Origin of the sequence: Luteimonas sp. 8-5, assembly GCF_029763755.1 — a bacterium.
Lineage (GTDB): Bacteria > Pseudomonadota > Gammaproteobacteria > Xanthomonadales > Xanthomonadaceae > Cognatiluteimonas.
Genome location: NZ_JARUVM010000040.1, coordinates 1 through 21,158, shown reverse-complemented (window position 1 = coordinate 21,158; position 21,158 = coordinate 1). Strand labels below are relative to the sequence as shown.

General features: G+C 68.8%; 22 protein-coding genes and 1 pseudogene. 18 read left to right on the top strand and 5 right to left on the bottom strand.

What is annotated here, in order from left to right; all coding sequences use genetic code 11:
- Both QAA18_RS06165 and QAA18_RS06160 read right to left on the bottom strand, forming a co-directional pair.
- Nucleotides 1–1,164: an acyl-CoA dehydrogenase family protein gene (locus tag QAA18_RS06165; protein WP_279411939.1), complete on the bottom strand. Its 1,164-nt coding sequence runs from the start codon at nucleotides 1,162–1,164 to the stop codon at nucleotides 1–3.
- A 107-nt stretch (nucleotides 1,165–1,271) separates the two neighbouring features.
- Nucleotides 1,272–2,003, bottom strand: coding sequence for a glycine zipper 2TM domain-containing protein (locus QAA18_RS06160; protein ID WP_279411937.1), 732 nt, complete (start codon nucleotides 2,001–2,003; stop codon nucleotides 1,272–1,274).
- Nucleotides 2,004–2,175: 172 nt separating this feature from the next.
- On the opposite strand from QAA18_RS06160, the gene QAA18_RS06155 reads away from it, so the two are divergent.
- Nucleotides 2,176–2,391: a DUF6116 family protein gene (locus QAA18_RS06155; protein ID WP_279411935.1), complete on the top strand. Its 216-nt coding sequence runs from the start codon at nucleotides 2,176–2,178 to the stop codon at nucleotides 2,389–2,391.
- Between the two features lie 3 nt (nucleotides 2,392–2,394).
- Nucleotides 2,395–3,174: a TatD family hydrolase gene (locus QAA18_RS06150; RefSeq protein WP_279411934.1), complete on the top strand. Its 780-nt coding sequence runs from the start codon at nucleotides 2,395–2,397 to the stop codon at nucleotides 3,172–3,174.
- 119 nt (nucleotides 3,175–3,293) lie between these two features.
- Here the strand turns inward: QAA18_RS06150 and QAA18_RS06145 are convergent, their stop codons facing one another.
- Nucleotides 3,294–4,121 (bottom strand): tRNA threonylcarbamoyladenosine dehydratase, encoded by an 828-nt coding sequence (locus tag QAA18_RS06145; RefSeq protein WP_279411961.1) that lies wholly within the window; start codon nucleotides 4,119–4,121, stop codon nucleotides 3,294–3,296.
- A 55-nt stretch (nucleotides 4,122–4,176) separates the two neighbouring features.
- On the opposite strand from QAA18_RS06145, the gene QAA18_RS06140 reads away from it, so the two are divergent.
- From QAA18_RS06140 to QAA18_RS06110, 7 genes are all read left to right on the top strand, one after another.
- The gene (locus QAA18_RS06140) at nucleotides 4,177–4,632 is read left to right on the top strand and encodes a hypothetical protein (RefSeq protein ID WP_279411933.1); all 456 of its coding nucleotides are present in this window, start codon (nucleotides 4,177–4,179) and stop codon (nucleotides 4,630–4,632) included.
- A 174-nt stretch (nucleotides 4,633–4,806) separates the two neighbouring features.
- Nucleotides 4,807–5,289, top strand: coding sequence for a glycine zipper 2TM domain-containing protein (locus QAA18_RS06135; RefSeq protein ID WP_279411931.1), 483 nt, complete (start codon nucleotides 4,807–4,809; stop codon nucleotides 5,287–5,289).
- A 37-nt stretch (nucleotides 5,290–5,326) separates the two neighbouring features.
- The gene (locus QAA18_RS06130) at nucleotides 5,327–5,818 is read left to right on the top strand and encodes a DUF456 domain-containing protein (RefSeq protein WP_279411929.1); all 492 of its coding nucleotides are present in this window, start codon (nucleotides 5,327–5,329) and stop codon (nucleotides 5,816–5,818) included.
- A 97-nt stretch (nucleotides 5,819–5,915) separates the two neighbouring features.
- A complete protein-coding gene (locus QAA18_RS06125; protein WP_279411960.1) occupies nucleotides 5,916–7,181 on the top strand; it encodes a phospholipase D-like domain-containing protein in 1,266 nt (421 codons plus the stop codon).
- A gap of 17 nt (nucleotides 7,182–7,198) precedes the next feature.
- Nucleotides 7,199–8,158, top strand: a complete 960-nt coding sequence (locus tag QAA18_RS06120) for a mechanosensitive ion channel domain-containing protein (protein WP_279411927.1) — start codon at nucleotides 7,199–7,201, stop codon at nucleotides 8,156–8,158.
- Entirely contained in the window at nucleotides 8,155–9,285 is a 1,131-nt protein-coding gene (locus tag QAA18_RS06115; protein ID WP_279411925.1) for a phospholipase A, read from the top strand. The genes QAA18_RS06120 and QAA18_RS06115 overlap by 4 nt, the downstream gene beginning before the upstream one ends.
- Nucleotides 9,286–9,332: 47 nt before the next feature.
- The gene (locus tag QAA18_RS06110) at nucleotides 9,333–10,289 is read left to right on the top strand and encodes a CBASS cGAMP-activated phospholipase (protein ID WP_279411924.1); all 957 of its coding nucleotides are present in this window, start codon (nucleotides 9,333–9,335) and stop codon (nucleotides 10,287–10,289) included.
- Nucleotides 10,290–10,294: 5 nt separating this feature from the next.
- On the opposite strand, the gene QAA18_RS06105 is transcribed toward QAA18_RS06110, so the two are convergent.
- Complete coding sequence (locus QAA18_RS06105) at nucleotides 10,295–11,809, bottom strand: fumarate hydratase (RefSeq protein ID WP_279411959.1); 1,515 nt, start codon at nucleotides 11,807–11,809, stop codon at nucleotides 10,295–10,297.
- Between the two features lie 173 nt (nucleotides 11,810–11,982).
- On the opposite strand from QAA18_RS06105, the gene QAA18_RS06100 reads away from it, so the two are divergent.
- The 4 genes from QAA18_RS06100 to QAA18_RS06085 are packed head-to-tail and all read left to right on the top strand — an operon-like array spanning nucleotide 11,983 to nucleotide 15,536.
- Nucleotides 11,983–12,438 carry a TerB family tellurite resistance protein gene (locus QAA18_RS06100; RefSeq protein WP_279411922.1) on the top strand — a complete coding sequence of 152 codons (456 nt, stop codon included), beginning with the start codon at nucleotides 11,983–11,985 and terminating at the stop codon, nucleotides 12,436–12,438.
- 21 nt (nucleotides 12,439–12,459) lie between these two features.
- On the top strand, nucleotides 12,460–14,334 hold the full coding sequence (locus tag QAA18_RS06095) for an ABC transporter ATP-binding protein (protein WP_279411920.1): 1,875 nt from the start codon (nucleotides 12,460–12,462) through the stop codon (nucleotides 14,332–14,334).
- 51 nt (nucleotides 14,335–14,385) lie between these two features.
- Entirely contained in the window at nucleotides 14,386–14,736 is a 351-nt protein-coding gene (locus QAA18_RS06090; RefSeq protein WP_279411919.1) for a BON domain-containing protein, read from the top strand.
- A gap of 44 nt (nucleotides 14,737–14,780) precedes the next feature.
- Nucleotides 14,781–15,536 (top strand): NYN domain-containing protein, encoded by a 756-nt coding sequence (locus QAA18_RS06085; RefSeq protein WP_279411918.1) that lies wholly within the window; start codon nucleotides 14,781–14,783, stop codon nucleotides 15,534–15,536.
- A gap of 167 nt (nucleotides 15,537–15,703) precedes the next feature.
- On the opposite strand, the gene QAA18_RS06080 is transcribed toward QAA18_RS06085, so the two are convergent.
- Nucleotides 15,704–16,234, bottom strand: coding sequence for a DUF488 domain-containing protein (locus tag QAA18_RS06080; protein WP_279411917.1), 531 nt, complete (start codon nucleotides 16,232–16,234; stop codon nucleotides 15,704–15,706).
- A gap of 98 nt (nucleotides 16,235–16,332) precedes the next feature.
- Here QAA18_RS06080 and QAA18_RS06075 point away from each other — a divergent pair, with 98 nt between their 5' ends.
- From QAA18_RS06075 to QAA18_RS06055, 5 genes and pseudogenes are all read left to right on the top strand, one after another.
- Nucleotides 16,333–18,012: an AarF/UbiB family protein gene (locus QAA18_RS06075; RefSeq protein WP_279411915.1), complete on the top strand. Its 1,680-nt coding sequence runs from the start codon at nucleotides 16,333–16,335 to the stop codon at nucleotides 18,010–18,012.
- Nucleotides 18,013–18,060: 48 nt separating this feature from the next.
- Entirely contained in the window at nucleotides 18,061–18,870 is an 810-nt protein-coding gene (locus tag QAA18_RS06070) for a ferredoxin--NADP reductase (protein WP_279411914.1), read from the top strand.
- Between the two features lie 259 nt (nucleotides 18,871–19,129).
- Nucleotides 19,130–19,780: a transcriptional repressor LexA gene (lexA, locus tag QAA18_RS06065; RefSeq protein ID WP_279411913.1), complete on the top strand. Its 651-nt coding sequence runs from the start codon at nucleotides 19,130–19,132 to the stop codon at nucleotides 19,778–19,780.
- 10 nt (nucleotides 19,781–19,790) lie between these two features.
- Nucleotides 19,791–20,429 carry a translesion DNA synthesis-associated protein ImuA gene (gene imuA / locus QAA18_RS06060; RefSeq protein WP_279411912.1) on the top strand — a complete coding sequence of 213 codons (639 nt, stop codon included), beginning with the start codon at nucleotides 19,791–19,793 and terminating at the stop codon, nucleotides 20,427–20,429.
- 10 nt (nucleotides 20,430–20,439) lie between these two features.
- Nucleotides 20,440–21,158, top strand: a pseudogene (locus tag QAA18_RS06055) (DNA polymerase Y family protein); the annotation flags it as partial.

Here is a 21,158-nt window from a genome sequence, read left to right as displayed (position 1 = left end):
CTAGAACGCGTTGATGCCCGTGAGCTCGCGCCCGATCACCAGCTGGTGCACGGTCTCGGTGCCCTCGTAGGTGATCACCGATTCCAGGTTCAGGGCGTGGCGGATGGCGGCGTGCTCGGTGGTGATGCCGGCGCCGCCGAGCAGGTCGCGGCACTGGCGCGCGATGTCGATGGCCATGCGGCAGTTGTTCCACTTCGCCAGGGAGACCTGCGACGGCTGCATGGTGCCGGCGTCCTTCAGGCGGCCGAGCTGCAGCACCAGCAGCTGCGCGGTGGTGATGCGGCGGGCCATGTCGGCCAGCTTGAGCTGCGCGCTCTGCGTGGCCGCCACCGGGCGGTCGAACAGGATGCGTTCCTTCGAGTACTCCAGGGCTTCGTGCAGGCAGGCGATGGCCGCGCCGATCGGGCCCCAGGTAATGCCGTAGCGGGCCTGGGTCAGGCAGCCCAGCGGCCCCTTCAGGCCCTTCACGTTCGGCAGGCGGTTGGCCTCGGGCACGCGCACGTTGTCGAAGAACAGCGCGCTGGTCACCGACGCGCGCAGGCTCATCTTGTGCTTGATCTCCTGGGCGCTGAAGCCGGCCATGCCCTTCTCGACCACGAAGCCCTGGATGCCGTCGTCGGTCTGCGCCCAGACGATGGCGATGTCGGCCAGGTTGCCGTTGGTGATCCACATCTTGGAGCCGTTGAGGATCCAGTCGCCGCCGTCGCGCCTGGCATTGGTCTTCATGTTGGCCGGGTCCGAGCCGCCGTGCGGTTCGGTCAGGCCGAAGCAGCCGATCACCTTGCCCGCGGCCATGTCCGGCAGCCAGCGCATGCGCTGCTCTTCCGAACCGTAGGCGTAGATCGGGTACATGCAGAGCGAGGACTGCACGCTGACGAAGCTGCGGATGCCGCTGTCGCCGCGCTCCAGCTCCTGGCAGATCAGGCCGTAGCTGACGCCGTTGAGCCCGCCGCCGCCGTACTGCTCCGGCAGCGAGGAGCCGAGCAGGCCCAGCTCCGCGATTTCCGGCACCAGCTCCTTCGGGAACCGGCCCTGGTCGAAGGCGTCGCCGATGATCGGGAGCACGCGCTCGTCGGTGAACCGGGCGACGGTGTCCTGGACGGCCCGCTCTTCCTCGGACAGCAGGGAACGGACGTCGAACAGGTCGTAGGGATGCAGGGCCATGGCGGTGCGGGTTCCTTACTCGGCACGGAAACCGCCATTGTCGCCCAAAAGACACGGGCCCGGCGAAACCGCCGGACCCGTGGGGTCACCGCTCTCTCCTGGATCGTCTAGCGACGATCGGTACCAGGCGCGGCAGCCACCTGGGCGACGACCTGGCCATCGACCACCGGCAGGCGGTCGTCCAGCGGGCGCTCGGGCATGCGCACGGTGCGCTCCTGGCCGTCGTATTCGTAAGTCACGTCATAGGCAACCGGTACGTCCTGGGCACCCAGGGCGACGGTCTCGCCCGGGTCGGCATCGGTACGCATGGTGCCGGTGGTGCCGTCCGGGTTGCGATAGGTCACCTTGTAGGCCACCACCTTCGAGGTCTGCGAGGTGGAGGTCGTGGTGTGGCACTCGCGCTGGGTGCGGTTCACCACCTGGCCGCCGACATGGTTGCGGTCGACGCGGTTGCCGATCATGCCGCCGGCCACGGCGCCGCCGACGGTCGCCAGCTTCTTGCCGTTGCCGCCACCGATCTGGTTGCCCACCAGGCCGCCGATGACCGCGCCGGCCACGGTACCGCCGACGTTGCCGTCGCGCTCGGGCAGGCGCTCGGCCACGACCACGTCGTTGCAGACCTCGCGCGGCGTGGTGGTGGTGCTGGTCTCGCGCACCGGTTCGGCCTCGATCACCTGGGCATACAGCTCCTGCTTCTCGGTGATCGGCTCGACGTCGAGCACGGTGGCGTACTCGAGGCCGCCGGATCCGAAGCCGTCGCGGTTGTTGTTGAAGGCTGCCACGGCGACACCGCCTACCAGCAGCGCGGCCAGGGCGATGGCGAGGGTGTTGTTGTTCATGGCGCTCTCCTGACGTTGCATCGGCACGTTGCCTCGGCCCGGATTGCAGCACCCCTTTCCTGAACCACTGCCCCCGGGGCGCTGATTTTCATTAGCGCCACGTGAATGGATCCGGCGGCCACCGCATTTCTGCTAGCGTTCGCGCATTCAAGGACGCGCAAGGAAAACCGCCATGCCCAATCCCCTCGTGGCTCCCTTCATGCGCTGGGTCGGCCGCCTGAGCTTCCCCAGGCTGTTCGCGCTGTTCGCGGTGCTGTTCGTGATCAACCTGGTCGTGCCCGACCCGATTCCCTTCATCGACGAGGTCCTGCTCGGCGTCGGCGCGCTGGTGTTCGCCGCATGGAAGGACCGCCGCAAGCCCGGCAGCGAACCCATCGACCACCGCTGACCCGTGGTCCTGGTCGACAGCCATTGCCATCTGGACGCGGCGGAGTTCGACGCCGACCGCGATGCCGTGGTCGCGCGTGCGCGGGCCGCGGGCGTCACCAGGCAACTGGTGCCGGCGGTGGACGCCGCGAGCTGGCCGAAGCTGCGCGACGTATGCGCGGCCACGCCCGGCCTGTTCCCCGCCTACGGATTGCACCCGACCTTCCTGGGCGGCCATCGGCCTTCGCACCTGCAGGAGTTGCGGCAGTGGATCGAGCGCGAGCGGCCGCTGGCCGTGGGCGAATGCGGGCTGGATTACTTCGTCGAAGGCCTGGACCGCGACGCGCAGGGCGCGTTCTTCGAGGGCCAGCTGCAGCTGGCGCGCGAATTCGACCTGCCGCTGATCGTGCACGCGCGGCGCGCGGTGGACGCGGTGATCGCGGCGGTTCGCAAGGTCGGCGGAGTCCGCGGCGTGGTCCACAGCTTTTCCGGCAGCCGCGAGCAAGCCGGGCAGTTGTGGAAACTGGGTTTCATGATCGGCCTGGGCGGCCCGGTGACCTACGAACGCGCGCGGCGCCTGCGCAAACTGGCCGCGACCATGCCGATCGAGCACCTGCTGCTGGAAACCGATGCCCCCGACCAACCCGACGCCGGCCACCGCGGCCAGCGCAACGAACCCGCGCGCATCACCACCGTCCTCCACGCCATCGCCGCCCTCCGCGACGACTCCCCCGAATCCATAGCCGCCGCCACCACCGCCAACGCCGAACGCCTCTTCTCCCTGCCTCCGGCTGGTTTTCTTTGACGCGGATTCACACGGATAGAAGAGCCGATCAACGCGGATAGAGCGAAAGAGAAGCGGTTCAAGGCTGGCCCTAGCCGTCGCGAGGACCCACTCCCGCCTTATCCGCGTCAATCCGCTTTTTATCCGCGTTGATCCGCGTCCCGCGTTTTGCTTTTCAGGAGGATCTCCAGGGAGCGGGCGACGGCGGCGAAGGCAAAGGCGCCGGTGACGTGGGTGGCGGCGCCGAGGCCGGCGCCGCAGTCGAGCTTCAGGGCGGCGTCCCTGCCCCTATCCAGCGTGGGCATGCTGGGGCGCACGCCGCAGACGCTGCCGTCGGGCTGCGGGTACTTCACGTTCTCCAGCGAGTACACCGCCGGGACGCCGAAGTAGCGGTCGTGGTTCTTCGGGAAATTGAACTCGCCGCGCAGCTTTTTCCGGATCAGCGACAGCATCGCGTCGTGCTCGGTGCGCGACAGGTCGCGCACGCGCACCTGGGTCGGGTCGGTGCGGCCGCCGGCCGAGCCGACGGTCACGATCGGCTGCTTGCGCCGCCGGCACCAGGCGATCGCCTCGACCTTGGTCCGGAAGCTGTCGCAGGCATCGAGGACCAGGTCGTAACCGTCGTCGAGCAGCTGCGCCTGGTTGGACGCCGTCAGGAACGACTCGACCGGTACCGCCTCGATCGCCGGGTTGATCGCCACGCAGCGTTCGGCCATCGCCTGCGCCTTGTTGCGGCCGTACTGGCCGGCCAGTGCCGGCAGCTGGCGGCTGGTGTTGGACAGGCACAGGTCGTCGGCATCGATCAGGGCCAGGTGGCCCACGGCGCTGCGCGCCAGCGCCTCGGCGGCCCACGAACCGACGCCGCCCAGGCCGACCACGGCCACCCGCGCGCGGGCCAGGTGCATCACCGCGCCCGATCCATAAAGGCGGTCGATGCCGGCGAATCGGTCGAGCAGGTCCTGGCGCATGCGCCATTTTCGCATGCTAACGTTCCGCCCTGCAGACACACACGGGGAGACCGCCTTGAACACCACGCCGAACCAGACGCCGACTGGCAAGCCTTCGGGCAATGCCGCTTCACGCTACCTGTTCCTGTTCCTGGTCGGCCTGGCGGTGGGCGCGGTGGCCACGGTGATGGCGATGCGCGCGCTCGATGCACGCAAGGATCCCTACCCCGAAGCGGTGATGAACGTGATGTCCGCGCACTTGGGCGCGCTGTACAAGAACGTCGAGGGGAACCGCTGCGCCGCCACCGACACCATCCCGCACCTGCAGACCCTGCGCACGATGGCCAACGACATCGAACATGCGTTCGGCGACCTGCGCGAGGACTCGCGCTTCGCCGGCCACGCCAGCGACCTGCGCGCGAGCCTGGACGGCGCGCTGTCGAGCCCGCCGCTGGCCTGCAACGGGGTCGAAGCCGCGCTCAAGCAGGTCGGCGCGAACTGCAAGGCCTGCCACCAGGATTTCCGCGGGTGAGAGCCAGGGAATAGGGAATGAGGGGAATGAAGGGAATGGGTGGGGCCAGGAGATTGGCCGTTCCTGAACCGTTCCATTCCCCATTCCCGCTTCATCACTCCCCATTCCCCGCTTTCGACTGCCACTTCACGCCTCTCTCCTGACGATTGCAGCGTCCCCCGCAGGAGAGCCCGTATGAACCAGCACCCCATCCGCCTTGCCGGCGCCGCCGCGCTGCTTGCCTGCCTGGCCGCGGCCGGCTGCGCCACCACCTCGCCCGGTTACGGCGGCGGCTACGCTCCGCCACCGACGTCCGGTGCCTGCTACGACTGCGGCACGGTGACCCGCATCGAGGTCGCGGCCGTGCGCGAGAGCAACGTGCCCAACGCCACCGGCGCAGTGCTCGGCGGCATCGTCGGCGCGGCCGCGGGCCGCGAGATCGCCGACCGCGAAACCGACAGCGAGGGCCGCAAGAACACCGCGACGGTTGCGGGCGCGGTCGCCGGCGCCGCGATCGGCAATGCCATCCAGAACCGCGCCCAGGCCAACAACAGCACCTACAACGTGTACGTGCGCATGGACAACGGCCGTACCACCGTGGTGAGCCAGAACGACCTGGGCGGGATCCGCGAAGGGTCGTACGTGCGGGTTTACGACGGGCGGGCCTGGCTGCGGTAATCGCGGCTTCCGCCGCTCCCACTGCTAGGATCGTGGCATGACGATCCTCTACATCATCGCCGCGATCCTGGTCCTGGTCGGGCTGGCCGGCATCATCCTGCCGGCCCTGCCCGGCATCCCCCTGATCTTCGCCGGCATGCTGCTGGCAGCCTGGACCGACGGTTTCGACAAGGTCGGCGCCGGGTTGCTGGTGGCGCTCGTCGTGCTCACCCTGCTTTCGGTGGCGGTCGATTTCTGGGCCGCCGCCGTCGGCGCCAAGCGCGTGGGGGCCAGCCGGCTGGCGATCGTAGGCGCGGTGGTCGGTACCTTCGCCGGCCTGTTCTTCGGCCCGCTCGGGCTGTTCGTGGGACCGTTCGCCGGCGCCGTGGTCGGCGAACTGCTGCACGGGCGCCGCCTCGACGCCGGCGGCATGGGGCTGGCGACGAAGGTCGGATTCGGCACCTGGCTCGGCATCGTGTTCGGCATCGCGCTCAAGCTGATGCTGGCGTTCGCGATGCTCGGGTTGTTCGCGTGGGGATGGTGGCGCTAGCGATCCAGCCGTTCACGCGTCGATGAATGCGGCCCGTGGATGATGCCCGGGTATCGAACCCGGGGGCGACATGCCTTTCCGCTGGAGCCGCAAGCGCATGATCTGGACCATCGTGGTGACCGCGGCGCTGACCGCGCTGGTCGTTGTCATCGGCCTCAACTTCGCCACGCCGAGCAAGAAGCTCGAGCGCAAGATCGAGCATCGCTACCCGGTCTCGTCGCCGCAATTCCGGCGCGAGATGGGGGTGATGCTCGGCCTGTCGATCCTGCACGGCAACCACGTCACCGACCTGGAGAACGGCGTCGAGATCTTCCCGGCGATGCTCGAGGCGATCCGCGGCGCGCAGCACACCGTCACCTTCGAAACCTACATCTATTGGGAAGGCGAGGTCGGCCAGTGGTTCGCCGATGCACTGAGCGAACGCGCCCGCGCCGGGGTCGAGGTCAACGTCACCATCGACTGGGTCGGCAGCGTGAGCATGGATGCGTCCCAGCTCAAGGAGATGGAGGACGCCGGCGTGCACGTCCAGCGCTACCGCCCGCTGCACTGGTACAACCTGGCGCGCATGAACAACCGCACCCACCGCAAGCTGCTGGTGGTGGACGGCAGGATCGGCTTCACCGGCGGCGTCGGCATCGGCGATCCCTGGCAGGGCAACGCGCAGGACCCGGACCATTGGCGCGACATGCACTTCCGCATCGAGGGCCCGGTCGTGGCGCAGATGCAGGCGGCGTTCAACGACAACTGGATCAAGACCACCGGCCGCATCCTCAACGGCGACGCCTACTTCCCGCCTATCGAAAGCGCCGGCGACATGGACGCGCACCTGTTCATCAGCTCGCCTGCCGGCGGCAGCGAAAGCATGCACCTGATGTACCTGATGTCGATCGCGGCGGCCGAACACAGCATCGACCTGGCGGCTGCCTACTTCATCCCCGACGAGCTGATCACCCAGGCCCTGATCGCGGCCCGCCACCGCGGCGTCCGCATCCGGGTGCTGCTGCCGGGCCCGAAGACCGATTCGGACGCGGCCCGGATCGCGTCCAAGTCCGGCTGGGGCCCGCTGCTGCTGGCGGGGGTGGAGATCCACGAGTACCAGCCGACCATGTTCCACAACAAGATGCTGATCGTGGACCGGGAGCTGGTCTCGGTCGGGTCCACCAATTTCGACCTGCGGTCGTTCCAGCTCAACGACGAGGCCAGCCTCAACGTCTATGATCGGGACTTCGCGCAGCGCATGACCGCCGTGTTCGAAGCCGACCTGGCGCTGGGCAGGCCCTACGACTACGAAAGCTGGAAGAACCGCCCTTGGACCGAAAAGTTCGCGGAAACCTTCATCCTGCCGTTGCGCTCGCAGCTCTGACCCCGTTCGACCCGGACGTGGGCACGCGCCTGGCGGCGGCCATGGCCGATGCCCAGGACAAGCTGTTCCGCCTGGTCGCGGCGATCCCGCTGCTGCTGCTGGCGATCGCCATCGTCTTCCTGGCCTGGTGGCTGGGCCGGCGCATCGGCCGGCGCCGCTTGCGCTGGTTGCCGGCGCACAGCGACAACCCCTACCTGGACGGCCTGCTGCGGCGTGTCGCCCAGGCCATCGTGGTGATCCTGGGCCTGGTGCTGGCGCTGAACCTGCTCGGCGCCACCGCCCTGGTCGGCGCGGTGCTGGGCTCGGCCGGCGTGGTCGGCCTGGTGCTGGGTTTTGCGTTCAAGGACGTGGCCGAGAACTATATCGCCGGCGTGCTGCTGAGCCTGCGCCGCCCGTTCGCGCCCGGCGACCACCTGTTGGTCGACCAGTACGAGGGCAAGGTGATCGCGGTGACCGCGCGCACCACCCTGCTGATGACCCTGGACGGCAACCAGCTGTCGCTGCCCAACGGCCTGGTGTTCCGCTCGGTGGTCACCAACTTCACCGCCAATCCCAAGCGCCGCTTCGACTTCGCCCTGCCGGTGGACCCGGGCGAATCGCTCAGCCGCGCGCGCGACCTGGGACTGACGGCCATGGCCAAGGTCGAAGGCGTGCTCGAGGATCCGGCACCGTCGTGGTCGGCCGACGGATACAACCTCAAGGGCATCGACCTGCGCTTCTTCGGCTGGATCGACCAGCGCCACAACGACGTGGGCAAGGTCCGCAGCGAAGCCCTGCGCGCGGTGCGCGGCGCCTTCGCGCGCGCCGGCGTGCGCGGGCCGGAAACCGTGCGTTACCGCGAAGAGGACAAGCAGGTCGGGCACGAGGATGCCGCCGTCGACACCTCGGTCAACACCGACATCGACGCCCAGCTTGCCGCGGCGCAGCGCGCCAGCGACAAGGACCTGCTGACGCCACCGTCGACGCCTGCGCCATGAAACGCACGATCCGGAATCGCATCCTTGCAGTGGCGGTCGCGCTGGCGATGCTCTCCCTCGCGCTTCCGCTGCATGCCCAGGACGCGGCGACGGTAGATACGCGTAGCATCGATGCCTGCGTCGCGGTCGAGAACGACGCCATGCGCCTGGCCTGCTACGACGCGGTCGCCGGCCGCGACGCGCGCACGCCCGAACAGGCCGATGCCGCGGCCGAGCGCGCCGCCGAAGTGGCCGGCAAGCTCAACCTGTTCCGCCGCGACGCGGAACTGCCGAGCGACTCGGTCGTGGGCCGCGCGCTGGCCAACGTCGGCAAGGGATCGCTGCAGGACAGCCGCTGGGAGCTGGCGCGCGACTCCAAGCTGGGGCTGTTCAACTTCCGCGCCTACAAGCCGGTCTACCTGTTCCCGGTGTTCTGGACGGCGGACACGAACCTTCGCCCGCATTCGCCCAACCCCGACAACACCGTCACGCAGGACGCCGCGCTCGAGCAACTCGAGGCCAAGTTCCAGATCAGCTTCAAGACCAAGGTGGTGGAGAACCTGTTCGGGGACAACGGCGACATCTGGACCGCCTATACCCAGAGCTCGCGCTGGCAGGTCTACAACAGCGAAGAGTCGCGGCCGTTCCGCGAGACCAACTACGAGCCGGAAGTGATGCTCGCCTTCCGCACCGGCTACAGCGTGCTCGGCTGGAAGGGACGGCTGGCGGCGGTCGGCATCAACCACCAGTCCAACGGCCGCGCCGATCCGTTCTCGCGCAGCTGGAACCGGGTGGTCTTCAACATCGGCCTGGACCGCGAAGGCTGGGCGCTGAACCTGCGGCCGTGGATCCGGGTGCCCGACGGCAACGACGACGACAATCCCGACATCTCCGACTACATGGGCCGCGGCGACGCCACCCTCGTGCGGGTGCTGCCCAACGGCCAGCAGTTCTCGCTGATGCTGCGCCATTCGCTGCGCGGCGGCAGCCAGTCGCATGGCGCGGTGCAGTTCGACTGGGCGTTCCCGCTGCTCGACAGCTTCCGCGGCCACCTGCAGGTTTTCGACGGCTACGGCGAGAGCATGATCGACTACAACCACCGCACGACCTACGTGGGCCTCGGCATCTCGCTCATGGAGTGGTATTGATAGCGTAGGAGCGGCGGCAGCCGCGAACACAAGGGAGGAGGTTCGCCATGAAGGCAAGAAGGATCCTGTCGCTCGACGGCGGCGGCATACGCGGCCTGGTCACCTGCCGCTGGCTCAAGGGCGCCGAAGATGCGCTGCTCGCAGCCGGCAAGCCCGGCCTGATGAAGAGTTTCGACCTGTATGCGGGCAGCTCGACCGGCGCGATCGTGGCCAGCGGGCTGGCCATCGGGCTCTCGCCCGACGCCATCGCGCAGATGTACCACGAGCACCGCCACACCATCTTCCCGGGCATGGCCAACCGCCTGTGGTCGCGCGCGACGCGGCTGTTCAGCGACGGCCCGTCGGCACCGCGCTACGACGGCAAGGGCCTGGAAAAGGTGCTCAAGCGCGCCTTCGGCGATACCCGCCTGGGCCAGGTCAAGGTGCCGCTGCTGGTCACCGGCTACGACACGATCGCGCGCACGCCGGTGATCTTCAAGAGCTTCAAGGCGGCGCACAAGGACCTGCCCCTGTGGGAAGTGTGCCGCGCCTCGGCCGCCGCACCGACGTATTTCCCGGCGCACGGCATGAAGATCGAGAACCGCCAGTGCGCGCTGATCGACGGCGGCGTGGTCGCCAACAACCCGACCGCCTGCGCCATTGCCGAGGCGATGCGCAAGGACGCCCGCGCCGAGATCCCGCAGGACCTGGTGGTGCTGTCCATCGGCACAGGCGCGCGCACCCGCAGCATCGACCTGAAGTCGGCGCGCGAATGGGGCGCGCTGGAGTGGGCGGTGCCGATCATCGACGTGCTGTTCGACGGCAACGCCGACTCGGTCGACTACATCGCCCGCCACCTGGTCGGCGACAGCTATTTCCGCCTGCAGACCGAACTGGCCATCGGCATGGACGAGATGGACGACGTCAGCGAGACCAACATCGCCGCGCTCGAGGCCGTCGCCCGCGACTACCTGGCCAAGGCCACCACCCGCAACCAGCTCAAGCGCCTGGCCACCTTGTTGTAGGAGCCTCAGGCGACGACGACGGGGATCTTGCCGATGCGTGCCTGCCATTCGCGCGGGCCGGTGGCGTGCACCGACTCGCCGGTGGAGTCGACCGCCACGGTCACCGGCATGTCCTGCACGGTGAACTCGTAGATCGCTTCCATGCCCAGGTCCTCGAACGCGACGACGCGCGCGGCCTTGATCGCCTTGGACACCAGGTAGGCGGCGCCGCCGACCGCCATCAGGTAGGCCGAGCCGTGCCTGCGGATGGCGTCGATCGCGATCGGTCCGCGCTCGGCCTTGCCGACCATGCCCAGCAGGCCGGTCTGCTCGAGCACCTGCGCGGTGAACTTGTCCATGCGCGTGGCCGTGGTCGGGCCCGCCGGTCCGACGACCTCGTCGCGCACCGGGTCGACCGGGCCGACGTAATAGATGAAGCGCCCGCGCAGGTCGACGGGCAGCGCCTCGCCCTTGTCGAGCATGCCGACCATGCGCTTGTGCGCGGCGTCGCGTCCGGTGAGCAGCCTGCCATTGAGCAGCAGCGTCTCGCCGGGCTTCCACGAAGCGACATCGGCCTTCGTCAGCGCGTCGAGATCGACGCGGCGCGCGTTCTGCGGGCTGTAGGTGAGCTTCGGCCAGTCCTCGAGCGAGGGCGGATCCAGCATCACCGGACCGCTGCCGTCCAGGGTGAAATGCGCGTGCCGGGTCGCGGCGCAGTTGGGGATCATCGCCACCGGCAGGTTCGCCGCGTGGGTCGGGTAATCCTTGACCTTGACGTCGAGCACCGTGGTCAGGCCGCCCAGGCCCTGCGCGCCGATGCCCAGTGCGTTGACCTTCTCGAACAGCTCCAGGCGCAGTTCCTCCGCCCGGCTGGACGGCCCGCGCGCCTGCAGTTCGGTGATGTCGATCGCCTCCATCAGCGATTCCTTGGCCAGCAGCATCGCCTTCTCCGCGGTGCCGCCGATGCCGATGCCGAGCATGCCCGGCGGACACCAGCCGGCGCCCATGGTCGGCACCGTCTTCAGCACCCAGCCGACGATCGAGTCCGACGGATTGAGCATGGCGAACTTGGACTTGGCCTCCGAGCCGCCGCCCTTGGCCGCGACGATCACGTCGACCTTGTTGCCCGGCACGACCTTGACGTTGACCACGCCCGGCGTGTTGTCCCTGGTGTTGATGCGCTTGCCCGCCGGATCGGCCAGCACCGACGCGCGCAGCTTGTTGTCCGGATGGTTGTACGCGCGACGCACGCCTTCGTGGACCATGTCCTCCACGCCCATCGTGGCATCGTCCCAGCGCACGTCCATGCCGATCTCGAGGAACACGGTGACGATGCCGGTGTCCTGGCAGATCGGGCGGTGGCCCTCGGCGCACATCCGCGAGTTGATCAGTATCTGCGCGATCGCATCCTTCGCCGCCGGGGACTTTTCGCGCTCGTAGGCCGCCGAAAGGCTGCGGATGTAGTCCACCGGGTGGTAATAGCTGATGTACTGCAGGGCATCGGCGATGGACTGGACCAGGTCTTCCTGCCTGATCGACACGGGTGTGGACTGGCTCACGATGGCGTTGCTGTCCCGGGGCGGGTGGACCGATATTGTATCGCCGCGGTCGGAGGCGCAGGATGGCTCCGGGCCACGGTCTGGGGAGTGCCATGGGCAAGGACAGCGGGAGCACGGGAAACGGCAGGGGCAAATTCGACGGAATCGGCGGCGCCATGCGCGACATGAAGCTGCTGCTGACCGACATGGTCGGCGGCGGCAAGCCCGATCCGGCCCAGCGACTGCTGATCGAAGTGTCGTTCGGGATGATGGGCTACGTGGCCAAGTCCGACCGCCTGGTCACCAGCCACGAATCCGGCCTGGCCAACCGGGTGATGGACGAGACCGACCTGTCGCTGGCCGCGCGCGCAATGGCCCTGGAAGCCTTCGAGCGCGGCATGCTCCGCAACATCGACGCGGCCGCCGAACGGGCCAGGTTCACCGCGGTGCACCCTGCCGGTTCCGCCGAGAACGATCGCCTCCACAACCTGCTGCTGCAGATGGCCGCCGCCGACGGCAGGCTGGAACGGCGCGAATACGAAGCGATGGTGGAGATCACGCGCGGCCTTGGCCAGCCGGCCGAATCCCTGGAGGGGCGGATGGCACTGCACGGGATCACGATCAGGCGCTGACCGGTGATGTAAGTTTGGCAGGTGCCTGCACCCTCGCCTGCCAATCCCCGCCCCAGCCTGCGCGAGCGCGTGGGCGCCCTGCGCAACCTGCCGCCCTTCCTGCGCGAGATCTGGGCAACCAGCAAACCGCTGACCTTGGCGACCCTCGGCCTGCGCCTGCTGCGCGCGCTGATGCCGATCGCGACGCTGTACATCGGCAAGCTGATCATCGACGAGGCAGTGCGGCTGGTCGGCACCGGGCCCGCCTTGAACGGCGTGGGCTTCGACGACCTGGCCAGCGCCTGGCAAGGCGGCGCCCTCGACCACCTCGCCCTGCTGCTGGGCGCGGAGTTCGCGCTGTCGATCGCCTCCGACCTGTCGGGCCGGCTGGTCGGTTATTGCGACGGCCTGTTGTCGGAACGTTTCACCAACGCCACCAGCATCCGCCTGATGGAACACGCGGCCACCCTGGACCTGGAGGATTTCGAGGACCCGGACCTGCAGGACAAGCTCGATCGCGCCCGGCGCCAGACCATGGGCCGGATGAGCCTGATGGGGCAGATCTTCGGCCAGGCCCAGGACATCGTCACCGTCGTCAGCTTCGGTGCCGGCCTGTTGATCTACGCACCGTGGCTGATCGTGCTGCTGGCGGTGGCGCTGCTGCCGGCCTTCGTCGGCGAGGCGCACTTCAACGCGCTCAACTACAGCCTCAACTTCGCCTGGACCCCGGAGCGGCGCCAGCTCGAGTACCTGCGGCAGATGGGCGCGAGCGTGGAGACGGCCAAAGAGGTCAAGATCTTCAACCTCAACCGCTTCTTCATCGCGCGGTTCCGCGAGCTGTCGGACAAGTTCTACCTGGCCAACAAGGCGCTGGCCGGCAAGCGCGCGTTCTGGGGCACGCTGCTGGCCGCGCTGGGCACGGCCGGCTACTACGTCGCCTACGCCTACATCGCCTGGCGCACGGTGCACGGCGACTTCAGCATCGGCGACCTGACCTTCCTGGCTGGCAGCTTCCGTCGCCTGCGCCAGTTGCTCGAAGGCCTGCTGGTCGGCTTCTCGCAGGTCGCCGGGCAGGCGCTGTACCTGGACGACCTGTACTCGTTCTTCGAGATCGAACCGGAGATCCGCACGCGCGCCGACGCAGCACCAGTGCCGTGTCCCATCGCCCGCGGCTTCGTGTTCGAGAACGTCGGCTTCCGCTACCCGGATGCAGCGCGCTGGGCGCTGCGCGGCCTGGACTTCGAACTGCGTGCCGGCGAAGTGCTGGCCCTGGTCGGTGAGAACGGCGCCGGCAAGACCACCCTGGTGAAACTGCTGGCACGGCTGTACGACCCCGACGAGGGCCGGATCCTGCTCGACGGCCGCGATCTGCGCGACTACGACCTGGAGGACGTGCGCGCCAACATCGGCGTGATCTTCCAGGACTTCGTCCGCTATCACCTCACCGTTGGCGAGAACATCGGCGTCGGCCAGGTCGAGGACATGGGTGACCGCGCGCGCATCGAGGCCGCCGCGCACCGCTCCGGCGCCGACGAGGTCGCCGCGGGCCTGCCGCTGGGTTACGACCAGCTCGTGGGCCGCCGCTTCAAGACCGGCGTCGACCTGTCCGGCGGCCAGTGGCAGAAGATCGCGATCGCCCGCGCCTACATGCGCGACGCGCAGGTCATGATCCTGGACGAACCGACCGCGGCCCTGGACGCGCGCGCCGAGTTCGAAGTGTTCAAGCGCTTCCGCGAACTGTCGGACGACCGCACCGCGGTACTGATCTCGCACCGCTTCTCCAGCGTGCGCATGGCCGACCGCATCCTGGTGCTGGCCGACGGCAGGCTCGAGGCCTCCGGTACGCACGAGCAACTGATGGCCGAGGGCGGCCGCTATGCCGAGCTGTTCGAGTTGCAGGCCGCCGGCTACCGATAATTCACGCCGGCTGTCCTAGGCTCCGGGCATCCCCCCACGCAGGAGCCCCCCATGGCCAGGCAGCAATCGCGCGAGAACCTCTACAACGGCTTGCCGTCGGTGACGAGCCACCGCGGCAAGGGCCCGGCCGGATACGTGCGCCCCGACGCCAGCATCGCCGACGACATCGTCGACAGGCTGACCGAGGACGACAGCCTCGACGCCAGCCAGATCCTGCTCCAGGTCGACGGCGGCATCGCCATCCTCACCGGCAACGTGCCTTCGCGCGCGATGAAACATCGGGCCGAGGATCTTGCCGCCGCGGCCAGCGGCGTGCGCGACGTGCGCAACCGGATCCGCGTCGACGACGGCTCCGCTTCCGGCGGGCCGCCGGGCAAGGCGGTGCGCCAGGGCCGCGACTGAGTCCAGCCAGGTCGGTTATGGTGCGCGGAACCATGGAGGTCCAAATGGCCGGTCCCAGCCGCGTTCCCCGCCTCGCCATCCTGATCGACGCCGACAACGCCAACCCGGCGCGCCTGCCGCAGTTGCTGGCCGAGATCGCCAAGCTCGGCAACGCCAGCGTGCGCCGCGCCTACGGCAACTGGACCTCGGGCCATTTGGGCAGCTGGAAGGACGGCCTGCTCACCCACTCGATCACGCCGATCCAGCAGTTCAACTACACCACCGGCAAGAACGCCACCGACAGCGCGCTGATCATCGACGCGATGGACCTGATGTACGCCGGCAACCTCGACGGTTTCTGCATCGTTTCCAGCGACAGCGACTTCACCCGCCTGGCCGCGCGCATCCGCGAGCAGGGCCTGACGGTGTACGGCTTCGGCGAGGAGAAGACGCCCAAGGCCTTCGTCGCGGCCTGCGACAAGTTCGTCTACACCGAGAATTTCGACGTCGACGAGGGCAACGGCCACGACGCCGGCGAAGGCAAGGAAAAGAAGCCGGCGGCGAAGAAGGCCAGGCCCAAGCGCGACCGCCGCCTCGACGGCCTGTTGCGCGAGGCGGTCGACGCCGCCTCCGACGACAGCGGCTGGGCGCACCTGGGCGCGGTAGGCAACAACCTTGTGCGCCTGGCCTCGGACTTCGACCCGCGCAACTGGGGCTTCCGCAAACTCAAGGACCTCGTCGCCGCCCACCCCGGCTATCTCGTCGAAGACCGCACCAGCCCCGACGGCAAGACCAGCAACATCTATATCCGCAGCAAGTGAGGGTTGTTTTTGACGCGGATCAACGCGGATCAGGAAGGCGGATCAACACGGATAAAGCCAAGAGAAATGGGTTGAAGCAACTGATGGCAAGTCGCCCCAAGCCACTCCCGCTCTATCCGCGTGAATCCGTTTTTTATCCGCGTTGATCCGCGTCAAAAAAGACCTTCCTACGCCGGCGGATAGCGGAGGACGTCGTCGATCAGGCGGGCGGCTTCGTTGAGGTCGTGGGTGGGGGTCTTGCCGGGGGACATGATGTGCAGGACCTGCCAGCCGCGGGCGGTGAAGTCGTCGGCGATGAGGCGGCGGTGGCAGCGCCACCACACGGCTTCGGCGCACACCACCGCGGTGCGTGCGCGCAGCGCCTGTTGCATCAAGCGTTCGCGCGCCTGCACGAATTCCGGCGTGGCCATGTAGTCGGCGTAACCGCGGAACGCCGCTACCCGCCAGGCGCCGTTCGGCGAATCCGCGGCCGGGTCGCGGCGTCCGCCCAGGGCCGGCATCGGCAGGTAGTCGATCCCCTCGCCGGCCAGCGCCGGCGCCATCGCCTGCGGCGAATACTGCGGATTGCGCCTGGACCCGGCGAAGCGACGCACGTCCACCAGGCAGGCGATCGCGTTCTCCCCAAGCAGCGCCACGAAGTCCTCCCATGGGCGGGTGGAATGACCGATCGTCCACAGCGTGCCGGTTTCGACCTCCATGGGTTCAGGATGCCAGCGTGGCGATGAAGCCGCCTTGACGCGGCCGCGACTAGGCTGGATGCGATGCCGCCAGACGGCGCCCACATCCGGACCCCGACATGACCGAAGGCAACCACGGCCTGGCCCGATCGGCGCAGATCCTGCGCTTCCTGCTCAAGTACCGCAGCGCCGGCGTGTTCACCGGGCTCGACCTGGACGTCGTGCCCGCGCCCGGCGACGAGCCGCCTCCGACCGCCGGCAAGCCGGAGGAATTCGTCGACGACCTCGAGGCGCTGGGCCCGACCTTCGTCAAGATCGGCCAGGCGCTGTCCACGCGCCCCGACATGGTGCCGGCCGCCTACATCGCCGCGCTGGAACGCATGCAGGACGACGTCGCGCCCATTCCCTTCGACGAGGTGCGCACCACCATCGAGGAAGCGCTGGGCGCGCGCCTGAACAAGCTGTTCGCCAGCTTCGACCCGGAACCGCTGGGTTGCGCGTCGCTGGCCCAGGTGCACCGCGCGACGCTGCGCGACGGCTATCCGGTGGCGGTGAAGGTGCAGCGCCCGGGCGTGGCCGAACAGATCCGCGCCGACCTCGACGCGCTGGCCGCGATGGCCGGCAAGGCCGACCGCCTCACCGACCTGGGCCGGCGCGTGCACTTCGCCGACTGGGTGCACGAGTTCCGCAAGACCCTGATGGCCGAACTCGACTATCGCGCCGAGGCCGAGAACCTGGAACGCTTCGGCCAGCACCTGCGCGAGTACCGCGAGCTGTTCGTGCCCGCCCCGCTGTGGGACTACACCGCGACCCGGGTGCTGACCATGCAGCTGGTGCACGGCACCAAGGTCACCGCGATCAGCGGCCTGCACCGCACCGAGCACGATCTGTCGCGCCTGGCCTCGGCGCTGGTGCGCGGCTACCTGGACCAGGTGTTCGTGCACGGCGAGATCCACGCCGACCCGCACCCGGGGAACCTGCTGCTCACCGGCGACGGTCGCCTGGCCCTGTTCGACCTGGGCATGATCGCGCACGTGCCGCCGCGCCAGCGCGAGCGCCTGCTCAAGCTGCTGTTCGCCGCGGTCGACGGCCGCGGCGAGGAAGTCGCCTGCGAAACCATCGCCATGGGCACGCGCCTGGAGTCGTACGACGAGGAGCGCTTCATGCGCGAAGTCGGGCAGATGGTCGCGCGCTATGCCGCGCACAGCCGCTCGGGTTCGCAATCCGAAGGCCGGCTGATGCTGGAACTGGTCGCATTGTCGACCGCCTCCGGCCTGCGTTCGCCGCCGGAGCTGAGCCTGCTGGGCAAGACCCTGCTCAACCTGGAGCAGGTGTCCGATGCGCTCGACCCGGAACTCGACGTCAAGCGCGTGGTCGAGCGCCACCTCGAGCACGTCATGCGCGAACGGCTGAAGAAGTCGCTGTCGCCGTCCAACATCGCCAGCGAACTTATGGAGGTACAGGCGCTGCTGCGCGACTCGCCGCGCAAGATTTCCGACCTGCTGTCGTTGTTGTCGGAGAACCGCATGCAGGTGCGCGTCGACGGCCTGGCCGACTCGCCGCTGATGGAGAGCCTGCAGAAGATCGCCAACCGGATCAGCGCCGGCCTGGTCACCGCCGCGCTGATCGTGGCCTCGGCGATGATGATGCGGGTCGACACCGACGCCCGCCTGTTCGGCTATCCGGCCATCGCCCTGGTGCTGTTCCTGGTCGGCGCCGGACTGGGCCTGGCCATCGTGCTCAGCGCCCTGCTGGGCGACCGCAAGGCCAAGCCGCGGGAGGAACGGGGACCGCGGTAGGGCCCCAACCGATACAATAGGGGTTTCCGCACAACTCCCCCACGCCGCATGTCCTCCGCCTTCGGCACCGAAACCGTGCTGGACGTCCGCCACTGGACGGACGACTACTTCAGCTTCACCACGACCCGCGATCCCGGGCTGCGCTTCACCAGCGGCCAGTTCGTGATGCTGGGCCTGGAGATCCCGCAGCCCGACGGCTCGACGAAGCCGTTGCTGCGCGCGTACTCGATCGCCAGCGCCAGCTGGGAAGAGCAGCTGGAGTTTTTCAGCATCAAGGTGCCCGACGGCGCGCTGACCTCGCGCCTGCAGCACGTCAAGCCCGGCGACAAGGTCCTGGTCGGGCGCAAGCCCACCGGCACGCTGCTGGTCCACGACCTGCACCCGGGCCGCAACCTGTACCTGCTGGGCACCGGCACCGGCTTCGCGCCGTGGCTGTCGATCATCAAGGATCCGGAGACCTGGGAACGCTTCGAACACGTGGTGCTGTGCCATGGCGTGCGCCAGGCCAGCGACCTGTGCTATCGCGACGAGATCACCCAGGTGCTGCCCGAGCACGAGTTCCTGGGCGAGCTCGTGCGTGGCCGCCTGCACTACTACCCGGCGGTGACGCGGGAGGATTTCGTGCACGAAGGCCGCCGCCACCGCGGCCGCCTCACCGACCTGATGGCCAGCGGGCAGATGATGGCCGACCTGGGCCTGCCGCCGCTGGACCCGGACCACGACCGCGCGATGCTGTGCGGCAGCCCGGGCATGCTGGCCGACTTCCGCGCCCTCCTCGACGGCCGCGGCTTCACCGCCTCCCCCCGCATCGGCACCCCCGGCCACTACGTCTTCGAACGCGCCTTCGTCGAGAAATGATCGCGGCGGGCAAGCTCTTTTTTGACGCGGATCTACGCGGATATAAAGGCCGATCAACGCGGATAGAGCTGTAGTGGGCCGTGGCGACCGGCTCCAGTGGCCGCATACCCATTCTTCTTGGCTTTATCCGCGTTGATCCGCTCTTCCATCCGCGTTATCCGCGTCCTGCGTTTGAGGTATCTCTTTAGGTGAGACCCGTAAGGGGTTGAATTGGTTGCGGGTGCGGGCGTGTGCCTGCATAGGTACTAAAATTGCGACCATGAAGATCGGGCATGACGAGTTGACCGGGCGGCAACGGGCGATCCTGGAGTTCGTGCGCGAGCGCATCGCGGCCGACGGGATGCCGCCGACGTGGGCGGAGATCGCCGCGGCATTCGGCTTCCGGCAGACGCGGGCGGCGCAGAAACACCTGCAGGCGATCGCGGCCAAGGGCTACCTGGAGTTGCTGCCGGGGAAGGCGCGCGGGATCCGGCTGGCGGAGGGGACTGCGGAGGGGATCGGGGCTCGCGGCTTCCGCCGCTCCCACCATACGTTGCAGGTGCCGGTGCTGGGGCGCGTGGCGGCGGGCGTACCAATCGGCGCGGATGCCGGGGTCGAACGCATGCTGGCGCTGGATCCGGCGCTGTTCTCGCTGCAGCCCGACTACCTGCTGCGGGTGCACGGCGATTCGATGCGCGACGAGGGCATCCTCGACGGCGACCTGGTCGGCGTGCATCGGCAGGCGCAGGCGCGCGACGGCCAGGTGGTGGTCGCGCGGCTGGACGAGGAACTGACGATCAAGCGCCTGCGGTTGCAACGCGATCGCATCGCGCTGTTGCCGCGCAATCCGGACTACGCCCCGATCGAAGTGCTGCCGGGCCAGGACTTCGCGATCGAGGGCCTGTACTGCGGCCTGGTCCGCAGTCACTGAGCGCCGCGCCATGGGCCAGGTGCTCGCACTGGATGCATTGCTGTCGGCGCAGCGCGTGTGGCGCGGCCGGCCGGTGGCGCCGCCGCGCACGGCGATGCCGACCGGCCATGCGGCGCTGGACGACGTGCTGCCCGGTGGCGGCTGGCCGGAGGCGGCGCTGACGGAAGTGTTGCTGCCGGCCGACGGCGTGGGCGAACTGCGCCTGTTGCTGCCGACCCTGGCCCGGCTGACGCAGGCCGCACAACCGGTGGTGCTGGTCGCGCCGCCCTACCTGCCCTTCCCCGCCGGCTGGCGCCAGGCCGGCGTCGACCTGGCGCATCTGCACCTGGTCGAAGCGGGCGCGCGCGACGCGTTGTGGGCCGCCGAGCAATGCCTGCGTTCGGGTTGCGTGGGCGCGGTGCTGGCCTGGCCGATGCGTTCCCGCGGCATGCATGCCGACGAACGTACCCTGCGCCGCCTGCAGGTCGCCGCCGACAGCGGGCGCGCGCTGGGTTTCGTGTTCCGGGAATCGCGCGAGGCGGCCAATGCTTCGCCTGCCGCGTTGCGCATCGCGATCGAAGGCGTGCCGCCGCGGTTGCGCGTGCTCAAGTGCCGCGGCGGCAATGCCCCGGCGCGCCTGCTGCCGATGCCGGCGGCGGGCAACGCCTGAAGGCACGGCCATGCTCTGGGCCTGCATCCTGCTTCCTGCCTCCGAATCGGCGCGCTGGCGCGAACTGCTCGCGGCCTGGGCGTATCGCTACAGTTCGCAGGTCGCCACCTGCTTCGACAACGCCGTGGTGCTGGAGATCGCCGCCAGCCTGCGCCTGTTCGGACCGTGGCCGATGTTCGAACGGCGCCTGCGCGCGGACCTGGAAGCGCTCGGCGTCGCCCATCGCATCGCGGTCGCGCCCAATGCGCGCGCGGCCTGGGTGTTGGCCGGCATGCACGACGGCGTGGCGATCGTGCACGCGGCCACCCTCGACACCGCGCTGAAGCGGATCCCGGTGTCGCGTGCGCGGCTGGACCCGACGCATGCGCGCGCCCTGCACGCGATGGGCCTCCGCCGGCTGGGGCAGCTGTTCGCAGCGCCGCGCGAGGCGCTGGGCAAGCGCTTCGGCACCGGGTTGCTGCGCCACCTGGACCGCCTGCGCGGCGCCCCCGATCCGTTCACCACTTACACCCCGCCCGACCGCTTCGACCTGCGCATCGAACTGGGTTTCGAAGTCGAAAGTTCGCAGGCGCTGCTGTTCCCGCTGCGGCGCCTGACCGCCGCGCTGGGCGCCTACCTGGCCGGCCGCGATGGTGGCGTGCAGCGTTTCGTCGTGCACCTGGAGCACGAAGGTTCAGGGCGCGAAGACCATCCCGATACCCGGGTCGTGGTCGGCCTGCTCGCGGCCGA

Excerpts from the sequence above, each read along its gene's own strand:
- QAA18_RS06165 (WP_279411939.1), bottom strand. The coding sequence starts at position 1,164 with ATGGCCCTGCATCCCTACGACCTGTTCGACGTCCGTTCCCTGCTGTCC.
- QAA18_RS06160 (WP_279411937.1), bottom strand. The coding sequence starts at position 2,003 with ATGAACAACAACACCCTCGCCATCGCCCTGGCCGCGCTGCTGGTAGGC.
- QAA18_RS06155 (WP_279411935.1), top strand. The coding sequence starts at position 2,176 with ATGCCCAATCCCCTCGTGGCTCCCTTCATGCGCTGGGTCGGCCGCCTG.
- QAA18_RS06145 (WP_279411961.1), bottom strand. The coding sequence starts at position 4,121 with ATGCGCCAGGACCTGCTCGACCGATTCGCCGGCATCGACCGCCTTTAT.
- QAA18_RS06135 (WP_279411931.1), top strand. The coding sequence starts at position 4,807 with ATGAACCAGCACCCCATCCGCCTTGCCGGCGCCGCCGCGCTGCTTGCC.
- QAA18_RS06130 (WP_279411929.1), top strand. The coding sequence starts at position 5,327 with ATGACGATCCTCTACATCATCGCCGCGATCCTGGTCCTGGTCGGGCTG.
- QAA18_RS06125 (WP_279411960.1), top strand. The coding sequence starts at position 5,916 with ATGATCTGGACCATCGTGGTGACCGCGGCGCTGACCGCGCTGGTCGTT.
- QAA18_RS06115 (WP_279411925.1), top strand. The coding sequence starts at position 8,155 with ATGAAACGCACGATCCGGAATCGCATCCTTGCAGTGGCGGTCGCGCTG.
- QAA18_RS06110 (WP_279411924.1), top strand. The coding sequence starts at position 9,333 with ATGAAGGCAAGAAGGATCCTGTCGCTCGACGGCGGCGGCATACGCGGC.
- QAA18_RS06100 (WP_279411922.1), top strand. The coding sequence starts at position 11,983 with ATGCGCGACATGAAGCTGCTGCTGACCGACATGGTCGGCGGCGGCAAG.
- QAA18_RS06090 (WP_279411919.1), top strand. The coding sequence starts at position 14,386 with ATGGCCAGGCAGCAATCGCGCGAGAACCTCTACAACGGCTTGCCGTCG.
- QAA18_RS06085 (WP_279411918.1), top strand. The coding sequence starts at position 14,781 with ATGGCCGGTCCCAGCCGCGTTCCCCGCCTCGCCATCCTGATCGACGCC.
- QAA18_RS06080 (WP_279411917.1), bottom strand. The coding sequence starts at position 16,234 with ATGGAGGTCGAAACCGGCACGCTGTGGACGATCGGTCATTCCACCCGC.
- QAA18_RS06075 (WP_279411915.1), top strand. The coding sequence starts at position 16,333 with ATGACCGAAGGCAACCACGGCCTGGCCCGATCGGCGCAGATCCTGCGC.
- QAA18_RS06070 (WP_279411914.1), top strand. The coding sequence starts at position 18,061 with ATGTCCTCCGCCTTCGGCACCGAAACCGTGCTGGACGTCCGCCACTGG.
- lexA (WP_279411913.1), top strand. The coding sequence starts at position 19,130 with ATGAAGATCGGGCATGACGAGTTGACCGGGCGGCAACGGGCGATCCTG.
- imuA (WP_279411912.1), top strand. The coding sequence starts at position 19,791 with ATGGGCCAGGTGCTCGCACTGGATGCATTGCTGTCGGCGCAGCGCGTG.